Source organism: Herbiconiux solani NBRC 106740 (assembly GCF_001571005.1).
In the GTDB taxonomy this organism is placed as follows: domain Bacteria; phylum Actinomycetota; class Actinomycetes; order Actinomycetales; family Microbacteriaceae; genus Herbiconiux; species Herbiconiux solani.
The window spans coordinates 361,384-378,792 of record NZ_BCST01000005.1 but is presented as its reverse complement, the minus strand read 5'-3'; the positions used below and the strand labels follow the sequence as shown (position 1 = coordinate 378,792).

Genomic DNA, 17,409 nt, shown 5'->3' with positions numbered 1-17,409 from the left:
GCCCGTCTGTCATCCGACGGGTCGGGTCAGGGCGCGGGCGGCGCCGTCGATCCGCGCACGATCAGCACCGGCTCGACCGAGGGGGCGACCTCGCTCTCGCCGAGCAGCAGGGCGACCGCCCGGCGCCCCGCCTCGGAGAAGTCCTGCCGCACCGTCGTCAGCGCCGGCCGGTAGAACGCCGCCTCCGGGACGTCGTCGAAGCCCACGATGCTGAGCTCGGCCGGCGGTTCGAGCCCGGCCTCGGCCGCGGCCGCGAGGGCACCGAGCGCCATCTGGTCGTTGCCCGCGAAGATCGCGGTCGCGCCGCGCTCGATCAGCTCCCGCCCCGCCCGGTGGCCGGATGCCGCGCTCCAGTCCCCGGTCGCCAGCAGATCGTCGTCCAGCCCGCGCGATGCGAGCTCCTCGCGGAAGCCCCGTACCCGCTGCGCCGCGTCGATCCAGTCGGCCGGGCCGGTGATGTGCCCGATTCTGCGGTGGCCCGCCTCGGCCAGGTGCGCGGTCGCGAGCCGCGCCCCGATGACCTGGTCCAGGGGCCGCCCGTGGCCGACGGGCGCGACCGATCCGACGCCCCCCTCGTGCGGGGAATCCGGGTCGGCGACCGCCTGCAGCGTCACCCACGGGATGCCGAACGAGCGCTTCGAGAGCGTCTCGAGCACCCGGGTCTGCGGCGCCACGACGACCAGGCCCTCGGCCGAGAGGGCGGCCAGGTGGTCGACGGCCTCGTCGATCGAGGCCCGGGAGAGGCCGTCGGCGTTCGCGATCGTGACGCTGTAGCCGCGCGCCCGCGCCGCCGACTCGACGGCGGCGACGCTCGACGCCGGGCCGTACTCGCCGGCGGCCGTCGAGAGGATGCCGATCATCCGCGACCGGTTCGACGACAGCGCCCGGGCGGCGGCGTTCGGGCGGTAGTCGAGCTCGGCCATCGCGTCGAGCACGCGCTGCCGGGTGCCCGGCCGCAGGCTCGGGTGATCGTTCAGCACCCGCGAGACGGTCTGGTGCGAGACGCCGGCCGCGCGGGCCACGTCCATCACGTTCGCCGGGCGCTGACGCCGTGCGGGGGCCGGGGGAACGGGATCTGCAGTCATCTGATGATTATCGGGGGACGGGGCCCCGCCCGTCAGCACCGCCCCGCGAGCCCGCATTCGCGCTCGCCGCCGACGGGCGACATAATCGACTCACGAACGCGATGTGACCGTGCACATGACTGGTCCGCGCTCGTCACGCAAAGGTGCGGGCGGTGCTCCGCCGCACGGCGGGAGTGGAGCGGGCAGATGGCGGAAGACGACACCCGGGTGACCCGGGCGCCGAGCATCCGCGACGTGGCCCGGATCGCGGGGGTCTCGCACCAGACCGTCTCCCGCGTGCTGAACAACCACCCCAGCATCCGGGTCGAGACGAAGGCCCGCGTGCAGCGGGTGATGGACGACCTGCAGTACCGGCCGAACCGGGCCGCGCGGGTGCTCGTCACCAGCCGCTCCCGCACGATCGGGGTGGTGGCCTACCAGGCGGCGCACTACGGGCCGGCCTCGAGCATCCTGGCCATCGAGCAGGCCGCGCGCGCCGAGGGCTACTTCGTCAACACCGTGAACCTCGAGGCCACCGACCCCGAGTCGATCGGGCAGGCGCTCGGCCACCTGCTCGACCAGGCCGTCGAGGGTCTGGTCATCCTCGCCCCGCAGGTGCGCGTCTTCGAGACCTTCGACGAGCTGAACCTCTCGGTGCCGTTCGTCACGCTGCAGAGTGCGGGTGCGTCGCGCAACACCCTCTCGGTCGACCAGGTGACCGGGGCGCGGCTGGCCACGCGGCACCTGATCGATCTCGGGCACCGGCACATCCACCATCTCGCCGGACCCCAGGACTGGATCGAGGCGGAGGCCAGGATGCACGGCTTCCTGACCGAGATGAGCGATCGCGACCTGCCGGCGACCGCGCCGATCCTCGGCGACTGGAGCGCCGACTTCGGCTACCACGCGGGGCGCGAGCTGCTGAGGGTGCGGGACTTCACGGCCATCTTCTCGGCCAACGACCAGATGGCGCTCGGCTTCATCCACGCCGTCCGCGAGGCGGGCCTGGATGTGCCCCGGGACGTGAGCATCGCCGGGTTCGACGACATCCCGGAGGCGGCGCACTTCTGGCCGCCCCTGACCACGGTGCGGCAGGACTTCCCCGAACTCGGGCGCCGCGCGGTCGCGCTGCTGCTCGGCCGGCTCTCGGACGACGACCGCCCCGAGGTGGGCCTCGTGCCCGATCTCGTGGTGCGCGGGAGCACCGCCCCGCCGCCGTTCTGACCCGATCCGGTGACGATCCGGTGCCGATCGGGCCCGCCCGGAAAAGTCGGGTTGACATTTTTCGGGATCGTGAGGCACCATTGCCCAAGTCGATGTGACCGTTCACATTCAGCTCGAACCAAACGAAGGAGTTTGACGCGTGTCCCTCTCAGCCGCCCGCATCGCCGTTCTCAGCACGGCATCCGCGGCCCGGGGCCGACACGACCGCGACTGATGGAGAACCGGGGCGTCACAGTCTCCCCGATTCCGCTCGCCTCGGGCGAGGACGTCTGACCCTTTCGCCGCACCACCTGCAGACAACGAAGTCATCACACACAGAAAAGGACACACCGTGAAGAAGAAAATCGCACTCTCGCTCCTGGCCGCCGGGGCCATGGTCGTCTCGCTCGCCGGCTGCGCGGGCGGCTCGAGCAGCTCGGGCGACAGCGGATCCAGCGGCGGCGGGGACGGCAGCCTGATCGGCGTCGCCATGCCCACCAAGTCCTCCGAGCGCTGGATCGCCGACGGCGACAACATCAAGAAGCAGCTCGAGGACGCCGGCTACACGGTCGACCTCGAGTACGCCGAGGACGACATCCCCACGCAGGTCAGCCAGATCGAGAACATGATCACCAAGGGCGCCAAGGCCCTGATCATCGCGTCCATCGACGGCACGACGCTGACGAACACGCTCCAGAACGCCAAGGACAACGACATCCCGGTCATCGCCTACGACCGCCTGATCCGCGACTCCGACAACGTCGACTACTACGCCACCTTCGACAACTACAAGGTCGGCGTCGAGCAGGCGACCTCGCTCCTGACCGGCCTCGGCCTGGTCGACGCGAGCGGCGCGAAGACCGGCACCAAGGGCCCGTTCAACATCGAGCTGTTCGCCGGTAGCCCCGACGACAACAACGCGACCTTCTTCTTCAACGGCGCGATGGACACCCTGAAGCCCTACATCGCCGACGGAACGCTCGTCGTCAAGAGCGGCCAGACCGACTTCAACACCGTCGCGACGCTGCGCTGGGACCCGGCGACCGCCCAGGCCCGCATGGAGAACATCCTCACCTCGACCTACTCGGACGGCTCGAAGGTCAACGGCGTGCTCTCGCCCTACGACGGCATCTCGCGCGGCATCATCTCGGCGCTGACCTCGGCCGGCTACACGACGGCCGACATCCCGATCATCACCGGTCAGGATGCCGAGCTCGACTCGGTCAAGGCCATCGAGGCCGGCGAGCAGTACTCGACGATCTACAAGGACACCCGTGAGCTCGCCAAGGTCGCGGTCGACATGGCGACGGCGCTGCTGACCGGCGGCACCCCGGAGACCAACGACACCGACACCTACGACAACGGCAAGAAGGTCGTGCCCTCGTACCTGCTGCAGCCGGTCGTGGTCACCAAGGCCGACATCCAGAAGGTCCTGGTCGACGGCGGCTACTACACCGACGCCCAGGTGAACGGCTGATCCGCACTCCGCTGCGGATCACCTGACGGGTCTGCCCGGTCGCCTCTCGGTCGACCGGGCAGACCTTCGGCGGTGGCCCCCCACCGAACCTCGTCCCTACTTTCACGTCCACCCACTCGCAGGAGAGAGATCGTGACCACCAACATCCTGGAAATGCGGCACATCACCAAGACGTTCCCCGGCGTCAAGGCACTGCAGGACGTGACGCTCGACGTCGCGCGCGGTGAGGTCCACGCGATCTGCGGCGAGAACGGGGCGGGCAAGTCCACGCTCATGAAGGTGCTGAGCGGGGTCTACCCGCACGGCACCTACGAGGGCGACATCGTCTTCGAGAACGAGACGATGGAGTTCCGCGACATCCGCGACAGCGAGGCCAAGGGCATCGTGATCATCCACCAGGAGCTCGCGCTGAGCCCCTACCTCTCCATCGCGGAGAACATCTTCTTGAACAACGAGATCAAGGGCCCGCTCGGCCTGATCGACTGGAACAAGACCAACATCGAGGCGTCCAAGCTCCTCGCCCGAGTGGGCCTGCGGGAGAACCCCACCACGAAGGTGCTCGACCTCGGCGTCGGCAAGCAGCAGCTGGTGGAGATCGCGAAAGCGCTGTCCAAGCGCGTGAAGCTGCTCATCCTCGACGAGCCCACTGCGGCCCTGAACGACGAGGACAGCGCGCACCTGCTCGACCTGATCCTGTCCCTGAAGGGCCAGAACATCACGTCGATCATCATCAGCCACAAGCTCAACGAGATCAAGAAGATCTCCGACACCGTCACGGTCATCCGCGACGGCAAGGCGATCGAGACGATCCCCAAGCTCGAGGTGACCGAGGAGCGGATCATCAAGGACATGGTGGGCCGCGACCTCGAGCACCGCTATCCGGACCACACGCCGCACATCGGCGAGGAGATCCTCCGCGTCGAGGACTGGACGGCCTACCACCCGCAGGACCCCACCCGCGTGATGGTCGACCACGTCAACCTCAACGTCAAGCGCGGCGAGATCGTCGGCATCGCCGGCCTCATGGGCGCCGGGCGCACCGAGTTCGCGATGAGCCTCTTCGGCCGCTCCTACGGCACCAGGATCTCGGGCCGGGTGTTCAAGAACGGCGTGGAGATCAAGACCCGCACCGTGTCGGAGGCCATCGACAACGGCCTGGCCTACGCCACCGAGGACCGCAAGTTCTACGGCCTCAACCTCATCGAGGACATCAAGCGCAACATCTCGATGGCGTCGCTGAAGAAGCTCGAGCGGGGCGGCCTCGTGAACGACAACGAGGAGTACAAGGTCGCCGACAGCTACCGCACCTCGATGAACATCAAGGCCCCCTCGGTGCTGGCCAAGGTGGGCAAGCTCTCCGGCGGCAACCAGCAGAAGGTCGTGCTGAGCAAGTGGATCTACTCCGATCCCGACGTGCTCATCCTCGACGAGCCGACCCGCGGCATCGACGTGGGCGCCAAGTACGAGATCTACACGATCATCAACCGGCTCGCGGCCGAGGGGAAGGGCGTCATCGTCATCTCCAGCGAGCTGCCCGAGCTGATCGGGATCTGCGACCGCATCTACGCGATCGCCGAGGGCCGCATCACGGGCGAGGTGCCCATCGCCGAGGCCACCCCTGAAACGCTCATCAAGTTCATGACCATGGAAAAGGAACGATCTGATGTCTGATCTCGAGACCAAGCCGGGCGCCGACACGGCCGCCGGAGGACGGGTCGAGCCCGCCGACAACCGCTTCACGCGCGCTCTCAGCCACGTCATCTCCGACCTGGGGAAGAACGGCATCTTCATCGCCCTGATCCTCGTGGTCGTGGTGTTCGAGATCCTGACGAACGGGGTGCTCCTGCGCCCGCAGAACGTCTCGAACCTGATCGTGCAGAACGGTTACATCCTGATCCTCGCGATCGGCATGGTGATGGTGATCGTCGCCGGCCACATCGACCTGTCGGTCGGTTCGGTCGCGGCGTTCGTCGGCGCGGTGTCGGGTGTGTTCGCGGTCAACATGGGGATGCCCGCCTGGCTCGCCGTCGTGCTCTCGCTGCTGATCGGCGCCCTGGTCGGCGCCTGGCAGGGGTTCTGGATCGCGTACGTCGGCATCCCGGCGTTCATCGTGACGTTGGCCGGCATGCTGATCTTCCGTGGCCTCACGCTCGTGGTGCTCGGCAACCAGAACATCGGCTCGTTCCCCGACTTCTACCGCGCACTCGGCAACGGCTTCATCACCGACGTCTTCGGTGCGCTCGACATCGACCCGCTGACCATGGGCGTCGCGATCATCGCGATCGTCGCCCTGATCGTGCAGTCGGTGCGCACCCGCCGTGGCCGCCAGAGCTACGGCCAGGAGGTGGAGCCCGCCGCCTGGTTCGTCGGCAAGCTCGTCCTGGTCTCGGCAGTGGTACTGCTCTTCGCCTACGCCCTCGCGACCTTCAAGGGCATCCCGGTGACCCTGATCGTGCTGGCCGTGCTCATCCTGATCTACGGTGTGATCATGAACCGCTCGGTGTTCGGCCGTCATATCTACGCGATCGGCGGCAACCTGCACGCGGCGGAGCTCTCGGGCATCAAGACCCGCAACGTCACCTTCTGGCTGTTCGTCAACATGGGCTTCCTCGCCGGTCTCGCCGGACTCGTCTTCACCGCGCGACTCAACCTCGCGGGCCCGAAGGCCGGTGACGGCTTCGAGCTCGAGGCCATCTCGGCCGCCTTCATCGGCGGCGCGGCGGTCACGGGCGGCGTCGGCACCATCGGCGGCGCGATCGTCGGTGGTCTGATCATCGGCGTGCTGAACAACGGCATGTCGATCATGGGTATCGGCATCGAGTGGCAGCAGGCGGTCAAGGGCCTCGTGCTCCTGCTCGCGGTGGCCTTCGACGTCTACAACAAGCGCCGCTCGGGCGGGCGGTAGCCCGTGGCGGCCTGACGGCCTGATGACTGACGAGCGGATGCCGGGAGCACGCGCGACTCTGGAACTCGACCACGTGTCGGCCAGGTCGGGAGCGGGCACCGGCATCCGCTCGCTGTCGTTCGGGGTCGGGGCGGGGCGGGTGCACGGGATCCTCGGCGGGCCGCGCTCCGGCGCCTCGGAGGCGCTCGCCGTGATCGGCGGGTACCTGCGGCCCGAGGCCGGGCGGATCGAGCTCGATGGCGCCGACCTCGCGCTCACCGTCGCCCGCCGGGAAGACGCGGAGGCTCTGGGGATCGTCGTGCTCCGGGGGGAGCCGGCGATCGTCCCGGGCCTGTCGGTCGCCGAGAACGTCACGCTCGGCAACGAGCGGCCGGTCGCCGGGCTGATCCGGTTCGGCAGGATGTTCGAGCGGGCCGCCGAGGAGCTCGCCCGGGTCGGGCTGGAGTCCGTCGACGTGCGCGCCCGCGGATCCTCGCTCGGTCGCGCCGAGCGGCAGGTGGTCGGGTTCGCCCGGATGCTCGCCTCGGGCCGGAAGATCGTGCTGATCGACGAGCCGTTCCGCGACCTGGAGCCGTCCGAGACCGACGTCGTCGTGCGGGGGATCGTGGGGCTCGCGGCGGCCGGCCTGATCGTCGTGGTCGCCTCGGCGCGGGTCGAACCGCTGCTGCGGGCGGCGGATGCCGGGACGGTGCTGGCGGGCGGGGACGCGTCGGGGACGTGGGTGGCAGGGGCTCCGGCGGATGCGCTGGGTGACGCGGGTGCGGCGCCGGTGGATGCGCTGGGTGACGCGGGTGCGGCGCCGGTGGATGCGCGCCAGATCTCGGGTGAGGCGCCGGGTGAGGCGGGCCGGCTCGTCGAGGCGATGGTGGCGGACGTGGTCGTCGACCGCGGCGAGGGCCGCCCGTTCGGCACCGTGCAGGCGGGCGCCGCCGGGCGGGAGCCCGCGCTCGAGGTGCGGGGGTGGACCGCGGCGCATCCGCTCGATCCCGGTCGCGCCGTCGTGCGCGACGCGAGCCTGACCGTGAGCGCCGGCGAGATCGTGGGCCTCGCGGGCCTCGAGGGTTCCGGCGCCGGCGAGTTGCTGCTCGGCCTCTTCGAGAAGACCGCGGGATCCCGCGTTCAGGGCGACGTGCGCCTGGCCGGTGTGCCGCTGACCGCCCGCAACCCCACCGAGTCCATCGCGGCCGGGCTCGTGCTCGCGACCGAGCGCACCACGACCTACGACCTCGGGCTGATCGGCGGTGTGCCTTCGCGGATCTCGCCCGGCATGCTGGGCCGGCTCGCCCGCCTCGGGGTCATCGACCGCGACCGCAGCTACCCCGAGGCCGCTCCGGTCGCGGGGCTCGGCGGGATCGCGGCGCTGTTCGCGGGGCGCGGTCGCGGTGGCGGGGGCGCTGCTGCAGCGCCGAGTGCGTCGGCGACGGGGGAGCCGGCCGGCACGAGCATCCGCAACGCCCTGGCCGGCTGGCTGGACGGCGACGGCACCCGGCCCACGGCGGTGCTGCTCGATCACCCGACGGCGGGGGCGGCGGATGCGCTCGCGCAGGAGATCCACGGCCTGATCCGGCGGCTCGCCGACGCGGGCGCCGGCATCCTGATCGCCTCGGACGACCTCGGCGAGATCCTCGGGGTGGCGGACCGCGCCTACGCGATGCGGGACGGGCGGATCACGGCCGAGCTGCCGGTATCCCGCCCTGCGACTACGACGGCCGCGGAGCTGATGGCCCCGATGGTGCTCGCGGATCGTCGCTGACGACCCTTTCGGGTCTCAGCTGCCGCCGGTGATGATCCCGTAGATGCCGCTGCCCAGGAAGTAGAGGGCCACGGCGCTCACGCCGATCCAGACCGCGATGCGGCCGTTGGACGGGCGGTTGCGGCGGTTCGGGTCGTTCGGATCCTTCGGTTCGGAGGGGCCGGGCGGAGGTGAATAGCTCATCCCCGGCCTCAGGTGTAGCTGCCGTAGGTCATCGAGGTGCCGAAGATCGTCGCGAACAGCGAGATGCTCCAGATGATGCTCACGATGATGCTGAGGGCGCAGAGGCCGATCGACACCCACATCGGGGCGATCCCGCGGCCGGAGCGGCGGCGCACCACGACCGAACGGCCGATCGGGTAGACGATCGAGAGGAACGCCCAGGCCCAGTGGAACGGCTGCACGTAGCCCTGGCGGACGAGCCACTTGTGGTCGAAGTACGCCAGCACGACGATGGCGGCGTAGAGCACCAGGCTGATCAGGGAGCCGACCGCCTGCAGGCCGAGGAAGGACATGCTGCCGCCGTAGCGGTAGGTCGTGGTCACCGACTGCTCGATGGCGCTGGAGTAGAGGGGGAGGATCAGCAGCGACACCACCGGGAGCACGGTGAGGACCCAGATGAAGACGTTGTAGACCGGGGTGCCGGGTGCGACGGGCGGAGGGGCCTGGGTGGCGTAGGCCGGGGAGTATGCGGGGTGCTGCTGCTGGCCGTACTGCTGAGGCTGCTGGCCGTACTGCGGCTGGGCCTGCTGCTGGCCGTACTGGGGCTGCGCCTGCTGCTGCGTGTGTGCCGCCGGCTGCTGCGCCTGCGGGGTGGCCTGCGTGTGCTCGGTCCAGCGAGTGCCGTCCCACCACCGCTGCTGCGGAGCACCCGACGGATCGGCGTGCCAACCGGCTGGCGTGGACTGGTTCCCGTTCGAATGGCTCACGGAGCCCCCTTCTCGTTTGATAGGGCAAGCATACGGTCGCGCGGTATCCTCGATGGGGGAAATCGACGGGAAGCGCATGACCACTACAGCCGAGAACGCGCCCGTGCTCGACGACTCCGTGAGGGTCGAGGGCGGCGTGGTGAGGATCCTCGACCGCCGGGTGTTCCCCGAACGCGTCGAGTGGGTCACCGCGCGGGATGCGGACGAGGTGGCCACGGCCATCCGCGACATGGTCACACAGAGCTCGGGGCCCCTGTTCGCCGCCTACGCCGGGCTCGAGATCACCGCCGTGCAGTCGGCGGGGCTCCCGCCCGAGGAGGCGCGGCAGCGGATGCGCGCGGCCGGCGCGGTGATCGAGGCCGCGCGGCCCACGAACAACCACCCCCGCGAGGCCGTCGGGCGCGTGCTCGCGGCGGTCGACGCGGTGGCGGATGCGGCAGAGAGGCCGGACTCCGCGACGACGGCCCGGATGATCGAGGCGGCGCTCGAGGCTGCGCGCACGGGCGCCGAGCTCTACCGGTCCCGCAGCCACCGGCTGGCCGCTGAAACCGTCTCGCTGCTTCCCGACGGCGGGCGCATCCTGACCCACTGCTGGATGGACACCTACCTGATCGAGCTCGTGCGGGCCGCCCGGGTGGCGGGCAAGCGGTTCGACTGGGTCGCGACCGAGACGCGCCCCTATCTGCAGGGCGCCCGCCTGACCGCGCACACGCTCGCCGAGATGGGGGAGCGCGTCACGCTGATCACCGACTCGATGGGAGCCGCCGCACTCGCCCCGGGGTCGACCATCGGCCCGATCGACGCGCTCGTCACGGCGGCCGACCGGGTCTCGCTCGACGGCAGCGTCGTCAACAAGGTCGGCACGCTCGGGCTCGCGGTCGCGGCCTCGGCCTTCGGCGTGCCGTTCTACGCTCTCGTGCAGGCGCCGGACGACGAGGCGCCGACGGCGGCCGACATCGTGGTGGAGGAGCGGGATCCGCTCGAGGTGCTGCACACGCTCGGGCGCCGGACCGCCTCGGAGCGGGTGACGGATGCCTGGTACCCCGCCTTCGACGTGACCCCCGCCCGCTTCGTGACCCGGATCGTCACCGATCGCGGCGCCTTCGAGCCCGGCCGGGTCGCCGAGTACTACGGCATCGACGCCGCGGTCGCCGCCGCCTCGGCTGCGCTCGGGCCCGAGGGCGGTGCGCGGTGAGTGAGGACGAGACCACCTATGAGCTTCTGGTGACCGGCGACGACGTGGTCGCGTACCTCTCGTCTGCCGGGCTCCTCGACCGCGTGGCCGCGACCCCCGGCGAGGTGGGGGTGACCGAGGTGACCGCGGGCAACATGAACCGCGTGTTCATCGCCCGCGGGCCGCTCGGCAGCCTGGCCGTCAAGCAGGCGCCGCCGTGGGTGCAGGTCGTGGGGCCGGAGTGGCCGGTCGACCCGTCGCGGATCAGGTCCGAGGCGCGCACCTACGAGCGGCTCGCCGAGCGGGTGCCGGATTCGATCCCGGCGATCCTCGCCTTCGACGAGTCGCGGTACGTGCTGGTGATGGAGGATCTGTCGGATCTCGACGTGCTGCGCGACGTGCTCGTCGCCGAGCTCGCGCCGGGGTCGGCCGCGGATGCGGAGGGTGTGGCTACGGACTCGGGCGCGTTTGCCGCGACGGCCGGCATCGACTTCGCGGATCTGGGCGCGGTCGTGGGCCGGTTCGTGGGCGAGCTCGCCGCATCCACATCGCGTCGTGCACTCGGTGACGAGGGGCACGACGCCCTGATCGAGCTCGCGGCGAACCCGGAGCTCTGCCGCATGACCCTCGACGTGGTGCTCGACGAGCCGTACCGCGCGCATGAGCACAACCACTGGCATCCCGCGCTCGAGGAGCGTGTGCGCGCGTTGTACGGCGACGAGGATGTCGCGGCGGCGGTCGCCGGCGTGCGTGAGGTGTTCGAGACCCGGCACGAGGCACTGGTGCACGGCGACCTGCACAGCGGATCGGTCATGCTCGGCCGGCGCGACGGGGCGCAGACGGTGAAGGTCTTCGACCCGGAGTTCAGTTTCGTGGGGCCGATCGGGCTCGACCTCGGGCTGTTCTGGGCCAACCTCGAGCTCGCGGCGATCGCGGCCTCCGCTTTGGGCCGGCACGACGTGGCCCGGGAGCGGTACTCGGCCGTTCGCGCGTGCTGGGACGCCTTCGCGCGGTCGTGGGGCGACGACGCGTCGCTCGCCGCGATCGAGGCCGACGCCTGGCGCTTCGCCGGTGTCGAGCAGCTGCGCCGCGCGGTCGGCTTCTCGCACGCGGCCGACATCGAGACGCTGCCCGAGCCGGCGCGGGCTGAGGCCTCCGCCCGCCTTTTCGACGCGGCCCGGTACCACCTGCTGACGGGGGAGCCGACCCCGTCCGCGCCGGCCGCACCCGTCGGCTCCCTGGCCGACCCCGCGCATCCAACGGACCAGCACCGCCCCGACCAGCACCGCCCCGAATAGCGCGCAGCGACGCGCCCGCACCACCGCCCCCACCACCGACGACCGGAGGACACCGTGAGCACCGAGACACCCGCCCCCGCCCCCACGCCCGATCCGCTCGCCGTCACCGCGCGCTACCTGGTGGTCGACCTCGAGGGCACGACGAGTGCGGCCGGGTTCATCCTCGGCGACCTCTACGACTACGCGCGCCCCCGACTGGCCGGCTGGCTCGACGAGCACGCGGCCGACCCCGCGATCGCCGAAGCGCGCGAGCAGGTCGTACACGACGCATCCCTCGCCACCGACGCGTCGACCGACCAGATCGTCGCCGTGCTGCACGAGTGGATGGAGCGCGACGTCAAGGCCACCCCGCTCAAGACCATCCAGGGTCAGATCTGGGCCGAGGGCTTCGCGCGCGACGAGATCTCGTCGCACTTCTTCGACGACGTGATCCCGCGGCTACGCCAGTGGCACGAGCACGGGGTCGGGATCGCGGTGTTCTCGTCCGGATCCGTCGCCTCGCAGGTGCCGTGGTTCCGGCACTCGCCGGACGGCGACCTGACGCCGCTCATCACCGACTACTTCGACACCGTGAAGGCCGGCCCCAAGAAGTTCGCGTCGTCGTACGAGGCGATCGCCACGGCGCTCGACGTGCCCGCGGCCGAGATCGTCTTCTTCACCGACAACCCCGGCGAGGTCGCCGCGGCGCTCGAGGCCGGTTGGCAGGTCGTCGCGTTCTCGCGCGAGGGCGAGCCGTTCTTCGAGGCCGACTTCGGCGGAGCATCCGTCGTCTCATCGTTCGACGAGGTCGAGGTCGTCGCTCCGTGAGCACCGGCACGGGTGACTGGGCGCCGAACGTGTTCTCGCCCTCGGGTGTCACGGCCGCGGCGGTGACCGAGGCAGGGGCGCAGCTGGCCGCCGAGTCGGCGCGCTTCGCGGCGCGCGGGTGGATGCCGGGCACCGCGGGCAACCTGTCGGTCACGCTCGGTCGCGACCCGCTGCGGCTGGCCGTCACGGCCTCGGGCCTCGACAAGGGCGAGCTGACCGCGTCGGACGTGGTGCTCGTCGACGGCGAGGGGGAGTGGATCGGTTCGCGGGTCGATGGCGGGTCTGACGCCGTTCCCGGCGCCGATCCCGGACTCGATCTCACGGATGCGCTCGGCCTCGCGCGGAAGCCGTCGGCCGAGGCGGGGCTGCACGCGCGGATCGCGCGGGTCACGGGTGCCGGGGCGTGCATCCACGTGCACGCGCTCACCGCGGTGAGGGCCGGGCACGCCTGGCCCGAGGGGGTCGAGCTGCGCGACCTCGAGATGCTCAAGGGCATCGGCCACAGCGCCCACGGCGAGCGGGTCGTCATCCCCGTCGTGCAGAACCACCAGGACATGCGGGTGCTCGGCGACGACTTCGAGCGCGTCTACCAGGGGTGCGCCGCCGACGTCGGCGAGGTGCCGGCCCTGATCGTGGCGAGCCACGGCATCTACGCCTGGGGCTCCGACCTGCGGCAGGCGCGGTGGCACCTGGAGCTGGTGGAGGCGTTGCTGCAGATCGCACTGGCTACGCGCTAGCTGCTGTGTTAGCTGCCGGGATGCGCGTGCTTCGCGCGCGTATCCCGGGCTGCGCCGGTCCCTGCCCGGCGCAGCGCGACATGTTCGGCCTCGGTCGCTAGCGCGGCCAAGGCCTCACCCTGGGGCGTCGAGTACGGCCCGCCGCGTGCACTTCCGTGCCGGGCGCCGTGGGGGTGGGTCAGGTGGGGAGGCCGAAGGACTTCTCGAGGAGGGTGGTGGTGAAGGGGGCGTCGACGGGGAGGGGGCGGCCGTCGAGCTCGCGGACGGGCGCGATCAGGCGGCCGCTCGAGAGCAGCCAGAGGCCGTCGGCGGAGGCGAGGTCGGCGGGGGAGAGGAGGGCCTCCTCGGCCGCGAAGCCCATCGCGTCGAGCGTGTCGAAGACCGCGGCCTGGGTGGTGCCGGCCAGGATGCCGAGGTCGGTGCGCGGCGTGCGGAAGCGGTCGCCGTGCCGCACCAGCACGTTGGCGGTCGGGCCCTCGAGCACGACGTCGTCCGAGCTGACGAAGATCACGTCCTCGGCCCCGCGCCGCGCCGCCTCGCGGAGGGCGGCCTTGTTCAGCGCGTAGGAGAGCGTCTTGGCGCCCTGCAGCAGCCACGGCGAGGTCTGCGCGATGTCGTGCCGGTAGCCGCGGTCGAGCGTGACCACCCGCACCCCCTCGCGCCGGGCGGCCGAGTGGTCGGGCCCGGTGAGCACCTGGATCCACCCGCTCGGCACGTCGTCGCCCTCGATACCCCGGCTGTACAGCAGCTTGACGAGCAGCTCGGGCTCGGGGCGGTGCGCCGCGACGCCGCGCCGGGCCGCCGCCTCGAACGCCTCGAGGTCGGGCTCGGGCAGGTCGAGCATCGCGGCCGAATGTGCCAGGCGCGCCAGGTGCCGCTCGAACTCGATGAAGCGCCCGTCGATCACCCCGATCGATTCGAAGATGCCGTCGCCGCGGGTCACCGCGAGGTCGGCCACGTTCACGGCGGCGGAGGCGAGGGGAACCGGGACGCCCTCGTCGAGGAACACGACCAGGTCGCCGAACGACCCGTCGTCAGGAGCAGTGTCAGTCACGCCTTTCACAGTACCCAGGTCTGCCCCGACTGCCGTGCCGCCCGCCCGCTGGCCCGCTGGTCGGGCGGGGCGGGTTCCGGCGCCGAGCGCCTCGCGCCCTATCCCGCGGCGGGGCGCTGCGCGTCGTCGAGGATGGCGGAGACGACAGTGCAGGCGTCGTGCTCGCCATCGCCCAGGTGCAGCCCCGCGGCGGCCCGCTCGAGCAGGGTGCGGAGCGCAGCCGCATCGGCGCCTCCGAGGCCCGGGAAGAGGCCGGACTCGGCTTCGGCGACCCGCCCGCGCAGGTCGGCCAGGCGCCGGGAGCCGGCGGCCGTGAGTGCGAGCCGGCGCACCCGCCGGTCACGTGCATCCGGCCGCCGTTCGACGAGCCCCGCCGTGGCGAGGTCGTCGATCACGTAGGTGAGCACGGTGCGGTCGATGGCGAGGTGCATCGACAGCTCGGCCTGGGTCGGCGGATGCTCGGTGGAGGCCAGCGTGTTCAGGATCTGGAAGCCGCGCGGCCCGTGCGGCAGTGCGCCGACGGCCTCGGTGACAGCCGTCTGCCAGGAGCGGAAGAGCACGCCGAGCGCCCAGCCGAAATCGAGGTCGTCTGCCATGCCCGAAGTCTACCGGAATAGGTTGCGGGTAATATATGTTGTCTGACAGACGATCTGCGATACCGCAGAACGCTTCGACTCGATCACGGAAGAGCACGATGGACTACGGTCACCCCCTCACCTTCGGCACCTTCATCACCCCGACCGCCGCGAGCCCCGCGGCTCCGGTGCAGCTCGCGAAGCTCTCGGAGAGCCTGGGCTACGACCTCGTCACCTTCCAGGACCACCCGTACCAGTCGTCGTTCCTCGACACCTGGACGTTGCTGTCGTTCGCGGCGGCGTCGACCGAGCGCATCCATCTGGCGCCGAACGTGCTGAACCTGCCTCTTCGCCCTGCTCCCGTCACGGCCCGCGCCGCGGCATCGCTCGACCTGCTGAGTGGAGGGCGGTTCGACCTCGGCCTCGGCTCCGGCGCATTCTGGGACGCGATCGAGGCGATGGGCGGGCGCCGGCTCACCCCCGGTCAGGCCGTCGATGCGCTCAGCGAGGCCATCGACGTCATCCGCGGCATCTGGGCCGTGGGGGAGCGCGGTGTCCTCCGGGGCGGCGAGCACTACCCGCTGAACGGGGCGAAGCGCGGCCCGGCGCCCGCCCACGACATCCCGATCTGGCTGGGCGCCTACAAGCCCCGGATGCTGCGGCTCACCGGGCGGAAGGCCGACGGCTGGCTGCCGAGCCTCGGATACCTTCAGCCGGGGGATCTGGCCGCGGGCAACGCGCGCATCGACGACGCGGCCCGGGATGCGGGGCGCGACCCGGGCGAGATCCGTCGCCTCCTCAACATCTCGGGCACCGAGAGCGCGGCCCAGCTGATCGAGCTGGCGCTCGGGGACGGCATCGGGACCTTCATCGTGGTCGGCGACGACCCGACCGCCCTAGAACGCTTCGCCGACGGCACCATGCCCGCGGTCCGCGAGGCCGTGGCGGCCGAACGGGCGCGGCGGGGCACCTCGCGGCCCGGGGGTGCCCGCTCGGCGCGTGCACTCGCGGCCCGCCGGGAGGGGATCGCCTACGACGAGCTCCCCGAGAGCCTGCGGGAGCGGGCGGTGGAGCCGGGCGACTTCGCCTACCCGAAGGTGCGCTCCACCTACATGAGGGGCGGGGCGCCGGGGCTGGTGCTGCGGCCCCGCACGGTGCCCGAGGTGCAGGAGGCCGTGGCGTTCGCCCGGCGCCACCCCGGCGTGCCGCTCGGCATCCGGAGCGGCGGTCACGGCATCAGCGGGCGCAGCACCAACGACGGCGGCATCGTGATCGACCTCGGAGCGCTCGACTCCATCGAGGTGCTGGACGAGGCGACCGGTCGCGTGCGGATCGGACCGGGGGCCCGATGGATGGACGTGGCCCGCGCTCTGGAGCCGCACGGGCTCGCGATCTCCAGCGGCGACTACGGCGGCGTGGGTGTCGGCGGCCTGGCGACGGCCGGGGGAGTGGGGTTTCTCGGGCGGGAGCACGGGTTGACGATCGACCACCTCGTCGCGGCCGACGTGGTGCTCGCGGACGGGAGCCTCGTGCGGGCGAGTGCCGACGGCGACGACTCAGCCTCAGCCGATGCCTCTGCCTCTGCCTCTGCTTCTGCCGATGCCGACGTCTCTGCCGATGCCGCTTCCGGCTCGGCCGACCTCCTCTGGGCGGTGCGCGGCGCCGGCGCGAACGTGGGCGTCGTGGTCTCGTTCGAGTTCGAGGCCGACCGGGTGGGCGACGTGGGCTGGGCGCAGCTCGCCTTCCAGGTCGACGACGCCGCCGTCTTCCTCGAGGAGTTCGGGCGCGTGATGGAGGCGTCGCCGCGCGACACGACCCTGTTCCTGCTGATGAGCGCCGGGCGGCCCGCCGAACCAGCCACCGCCCAGCTCTACGGGGTCGTCGACTCCGACGATCCCGACACGATCATCGCGCGGCTGCAGCCGTTCGCCGAGCTCGCCCCGCTCATCGGCCAGCAGGTGCAGCTGCTGCCCTACGCGTCGGTGATGGCGAACGCCTCCCACGTCGCCCACGACGGGCAGGGCGAACCGCAGTTCCGGTCGGGTCTGGTCGAGCACCTCGACCCGGCGACGGCGCGCGCCGCGGCCGCTCTCGCCACCTCGGGGGCTGCACCCTGGTTCCAGATCCGCTCGGTGGGCGGCGCCGTCAACGACGTGGCCCCGGATGCGATGGCGTACGCCCACCGCTCCGCCAACTTCTCGATCACCTCCGTGGGTCGCTCCGCGCGGTTCGAGGCGCTGTGGTCGGCGCTCGCCGAGCACTTCGACGGGCTCTACCTCAGCTTCGAGAGCCGAACCGGGGAGCGCATGATCGAGCAGGCGTTCCCTCCGGCGACGCTCGCGCGGTTGCGGGCGGTGAAGAACCGCGTCGACCCCGACGGACTGTTCCGCGACAACTTCGGGGTGCGGGCCGAGCCCGACGCCTTGGGGTGAG

Annotated in this window: 15 protein-coding genes; 10 read left to right on the top strand and 5 right to left on the bottom strand. The window is 71.3% G+C overall.

Going from position 1 to position 17,409, the window contains the following annotated elements:
- Window positions 1–26 precede the first annotated feature (26 nt).
- On the bottom strand, window positions 27–1,085 hold the full coding sequence (locus HSO01S_RS11505) for a LacI family DNA-binding transcriptional regulator (RefSeq protein ID WP_066041464.1): 1,059 nt from the start codon (window positions 1,083–1,085) through the stop codon (window positions 27–29).
- 186 nt (window positions 1,086–1,271) lie between these two features.
- Here HSO01S_RS11505 and HSO01S_RS11500 point away from each other — a divergent pair, with 186 nt between their 5' ends.
- From HSO01S_RS11500 to HSO01S_RS11480, 5 genes are all read left to right on the top strand, one after another.
- On the top strand, window positions 1,272–2,288 hold the full coding sequence (locus HSO01S_RS11500; RefSeq protein WP_066041462.1) for a LacI family DNA-binding transcriptional regulator: 1,017 nt from the start codon (window positions 1,272–1,274) through the stop codon (window positions 2,286–2,288).
- 373 nt (window positions 2,289–2,661) lie between these two features.
- Window positions 2,662–3,744, top strand: a complete 1,083-nt coding sequence (gene chvE, locus HSO01S_RS11495; RefSeq protein ID WP_066041592.1) for a multiple monosaccharide ABC transporter substrate-binding protein — start codon at window positions 2,662–2,664, stop codon at window positions 3,742–3,744.
- A 132-nt stretch (window positions 3,745–3,876) separates the two neighbouring features.
- Complete coding sequence (mmsA, locus tag HSO01S_RS11490) at window positions 3,877–5,415, top strand: multiple monosaccharide ABC transporter ATP-binding protein (protein WP_066041460.1); 1,539 nt, start codon at window positions 3,877–3,879, stop codon at window positions 5,413–5,415.
- Window positions 5,408–6,649: a multiple monosaccharide ABC transporter permease gene (gene mmsB / locus HSO01S_RS11485; protein ID WP_066041459.1), complete on the top strand. Its 1,242-nt coding sequence runs from the start codon at window positions 5,408–5,410 to the stop codon at window positions 6,647–6,649. The genes mmsA and mmsB overlap by 8 nt, the downstream gene beginning before the upstream one ends.
- Before the next feature lie 22 nt (window positions 6,650–6,671).
- Window positions 6,672–8,402 carry an ATP-binding cassette domain-containing protein gene (locus tag HSO01S_RS11480; RefSeq protein ID WP_084361584.1) on the top strand — a complete coding sequence of 577 codons (1,731 nt, stop codon included), beginning with the start codon at window positions 6,672–6,674 and terminating at the stop codon, window positions 8,400–8,402.
- Between the two features lie 15 nt (window positions 8,403–8,417).
- On the opposite strand, the gene HSO01S_RS18755 is transcribed toward HSO01S_RS11480, so the two are convergent.
- Together HSO01S_RS18755 and HSO01S_RS11475 are read right to left on the bottom strand one after the other, a co-directional pair.
- On the bottom strand, window positions 8,418–8,585 hold the full coding sequence (locus tag HSO01S_RS18755; RefSeq protein ID WP_157079028.1) for a hypothetical protein: 168 nt from the start codon (window positions 8,583–8,585) through the stop codon (window positions 8,418–8,420).
- 8 nt (window positions 8,586–8,593) lie between these two features.
- Entirely contained in the window at window positions 8,594–9,331 is a 738-nt protein-coding gene (locus HSO01S_RS11475; RefSeq protein ID WP_066041452.1) for a DUF2510 domain-containing protein, read from the bottom strand.
- Window positions 9,332–9,407: 76 nt separating this feature from the next.
- Between HSO01S_RS11475 and HSO01S_RS11470 the strand changes: the two genes are divergently transcribed.
- From HSO01S_RS11470 to mtnB, 4 genes are read left to right on the top strand one after another with little or no spacing between them, the layout of a single operon-like run.
- The gene (locus HSO01S_RS11470; RefSeq protein WP_084361582.1) at window positions 9,408–10,526 is read left to right on the top strand and encodes a translation initiation factor eIF-2B alpha/beta/delta subunit family protein; all 1,119 of its coding nucleotides are present in this window, start codon (window positions 9,408–9,410) and stop codon (window positions 10,524–10,526) included.
- A 29-nt stretch (window positions 10,527–10,555) separates the two neighbouring features.
- Window positions 10,556–11,803, top strand: a complete 1,248-nt coding sequence (locus tag HSO01S_RS11465) for a phosphotransferase (protein WP_157079026.1) — start codon at window positions 10,556–10,558, stop codon at window positions 11,801–11,803.
- A gap of 54 nt (window positions 11,804–11,857) precedes the next feature.
- The gene (gene mtnC, locus HSO01S_RS11460) at window positions 11,858–12,610 is read left to right on the top strand and encodes an acireductone synthase (protein ID WP_066041447.1); all 753 of its coding nucleotides are present in this window, start codon (window positions 11,858–11,860) and stop codon (window positions 12,608–12,610) included.
- Complete coding sequence (gene mtnB, locus HSO01S_RS11455; protein ID WP_084361581.1) at window positions 12,607–13,347, top strand: methylthioribulose 1-phosphate dehydratase; 741 nt, start codon at window positions 12,607–12,609, stop codon at window positions 13,345–13,347. The genes mtnC and mtnB overlap by 4 nt, the downstream gene beginning before the upstream one ends.
- Window positions 13,348–13,525: 178 nt before the next feature.
- Here the strand turns inward: mtnB and HSO01S_RS11450 are convergent, their stop codons facing one another.
- Complete coding sequence (locus tag HSO01S_RS11450) at window positions 13,526–14,401, bottom strand: aminodeoxychorismate lyase (protein ID WP_066041445.1); 876 nt, start codon at window positions 14,399–14,401, stop codon at window positions 13,526–13,528.
- Window positions 14,402–14,499: 98 nt separating this feature from the next.
- Window positions 14,500–14,997 (bottom strand): MarR family winged helix-turn-helix transcriptional regulator, encoded by a 498-nt coding sequence (locus HSO01S_RS11445; protein ID WP_066041444.1) that lies wholly within the window; start codon window positions 14,995–14,997, stop codon window positions 14,500–14,502.
- A gap of 98 nt (window positions 14,998–15,095) precedes the next feature.
- On the opposite strand from HSO01S_RS11445, the gene HSO01S_RS11440 reads away from it, so the two are divergent.
- On the top strand, window positions 15,096–17,408 hold the full coding sequence (locus tag HSO01S_RS11440; protein WP_066041442.1) for an LLM class flavin-dependent oxidoreductase: 2,313 nt from the start codon (window positions 15,096–15,098) through the stop codon (window positions 17,406–17,408).
- The last annotated feature ends 1 nt before the right edge of the window (window position 17,409 follow it).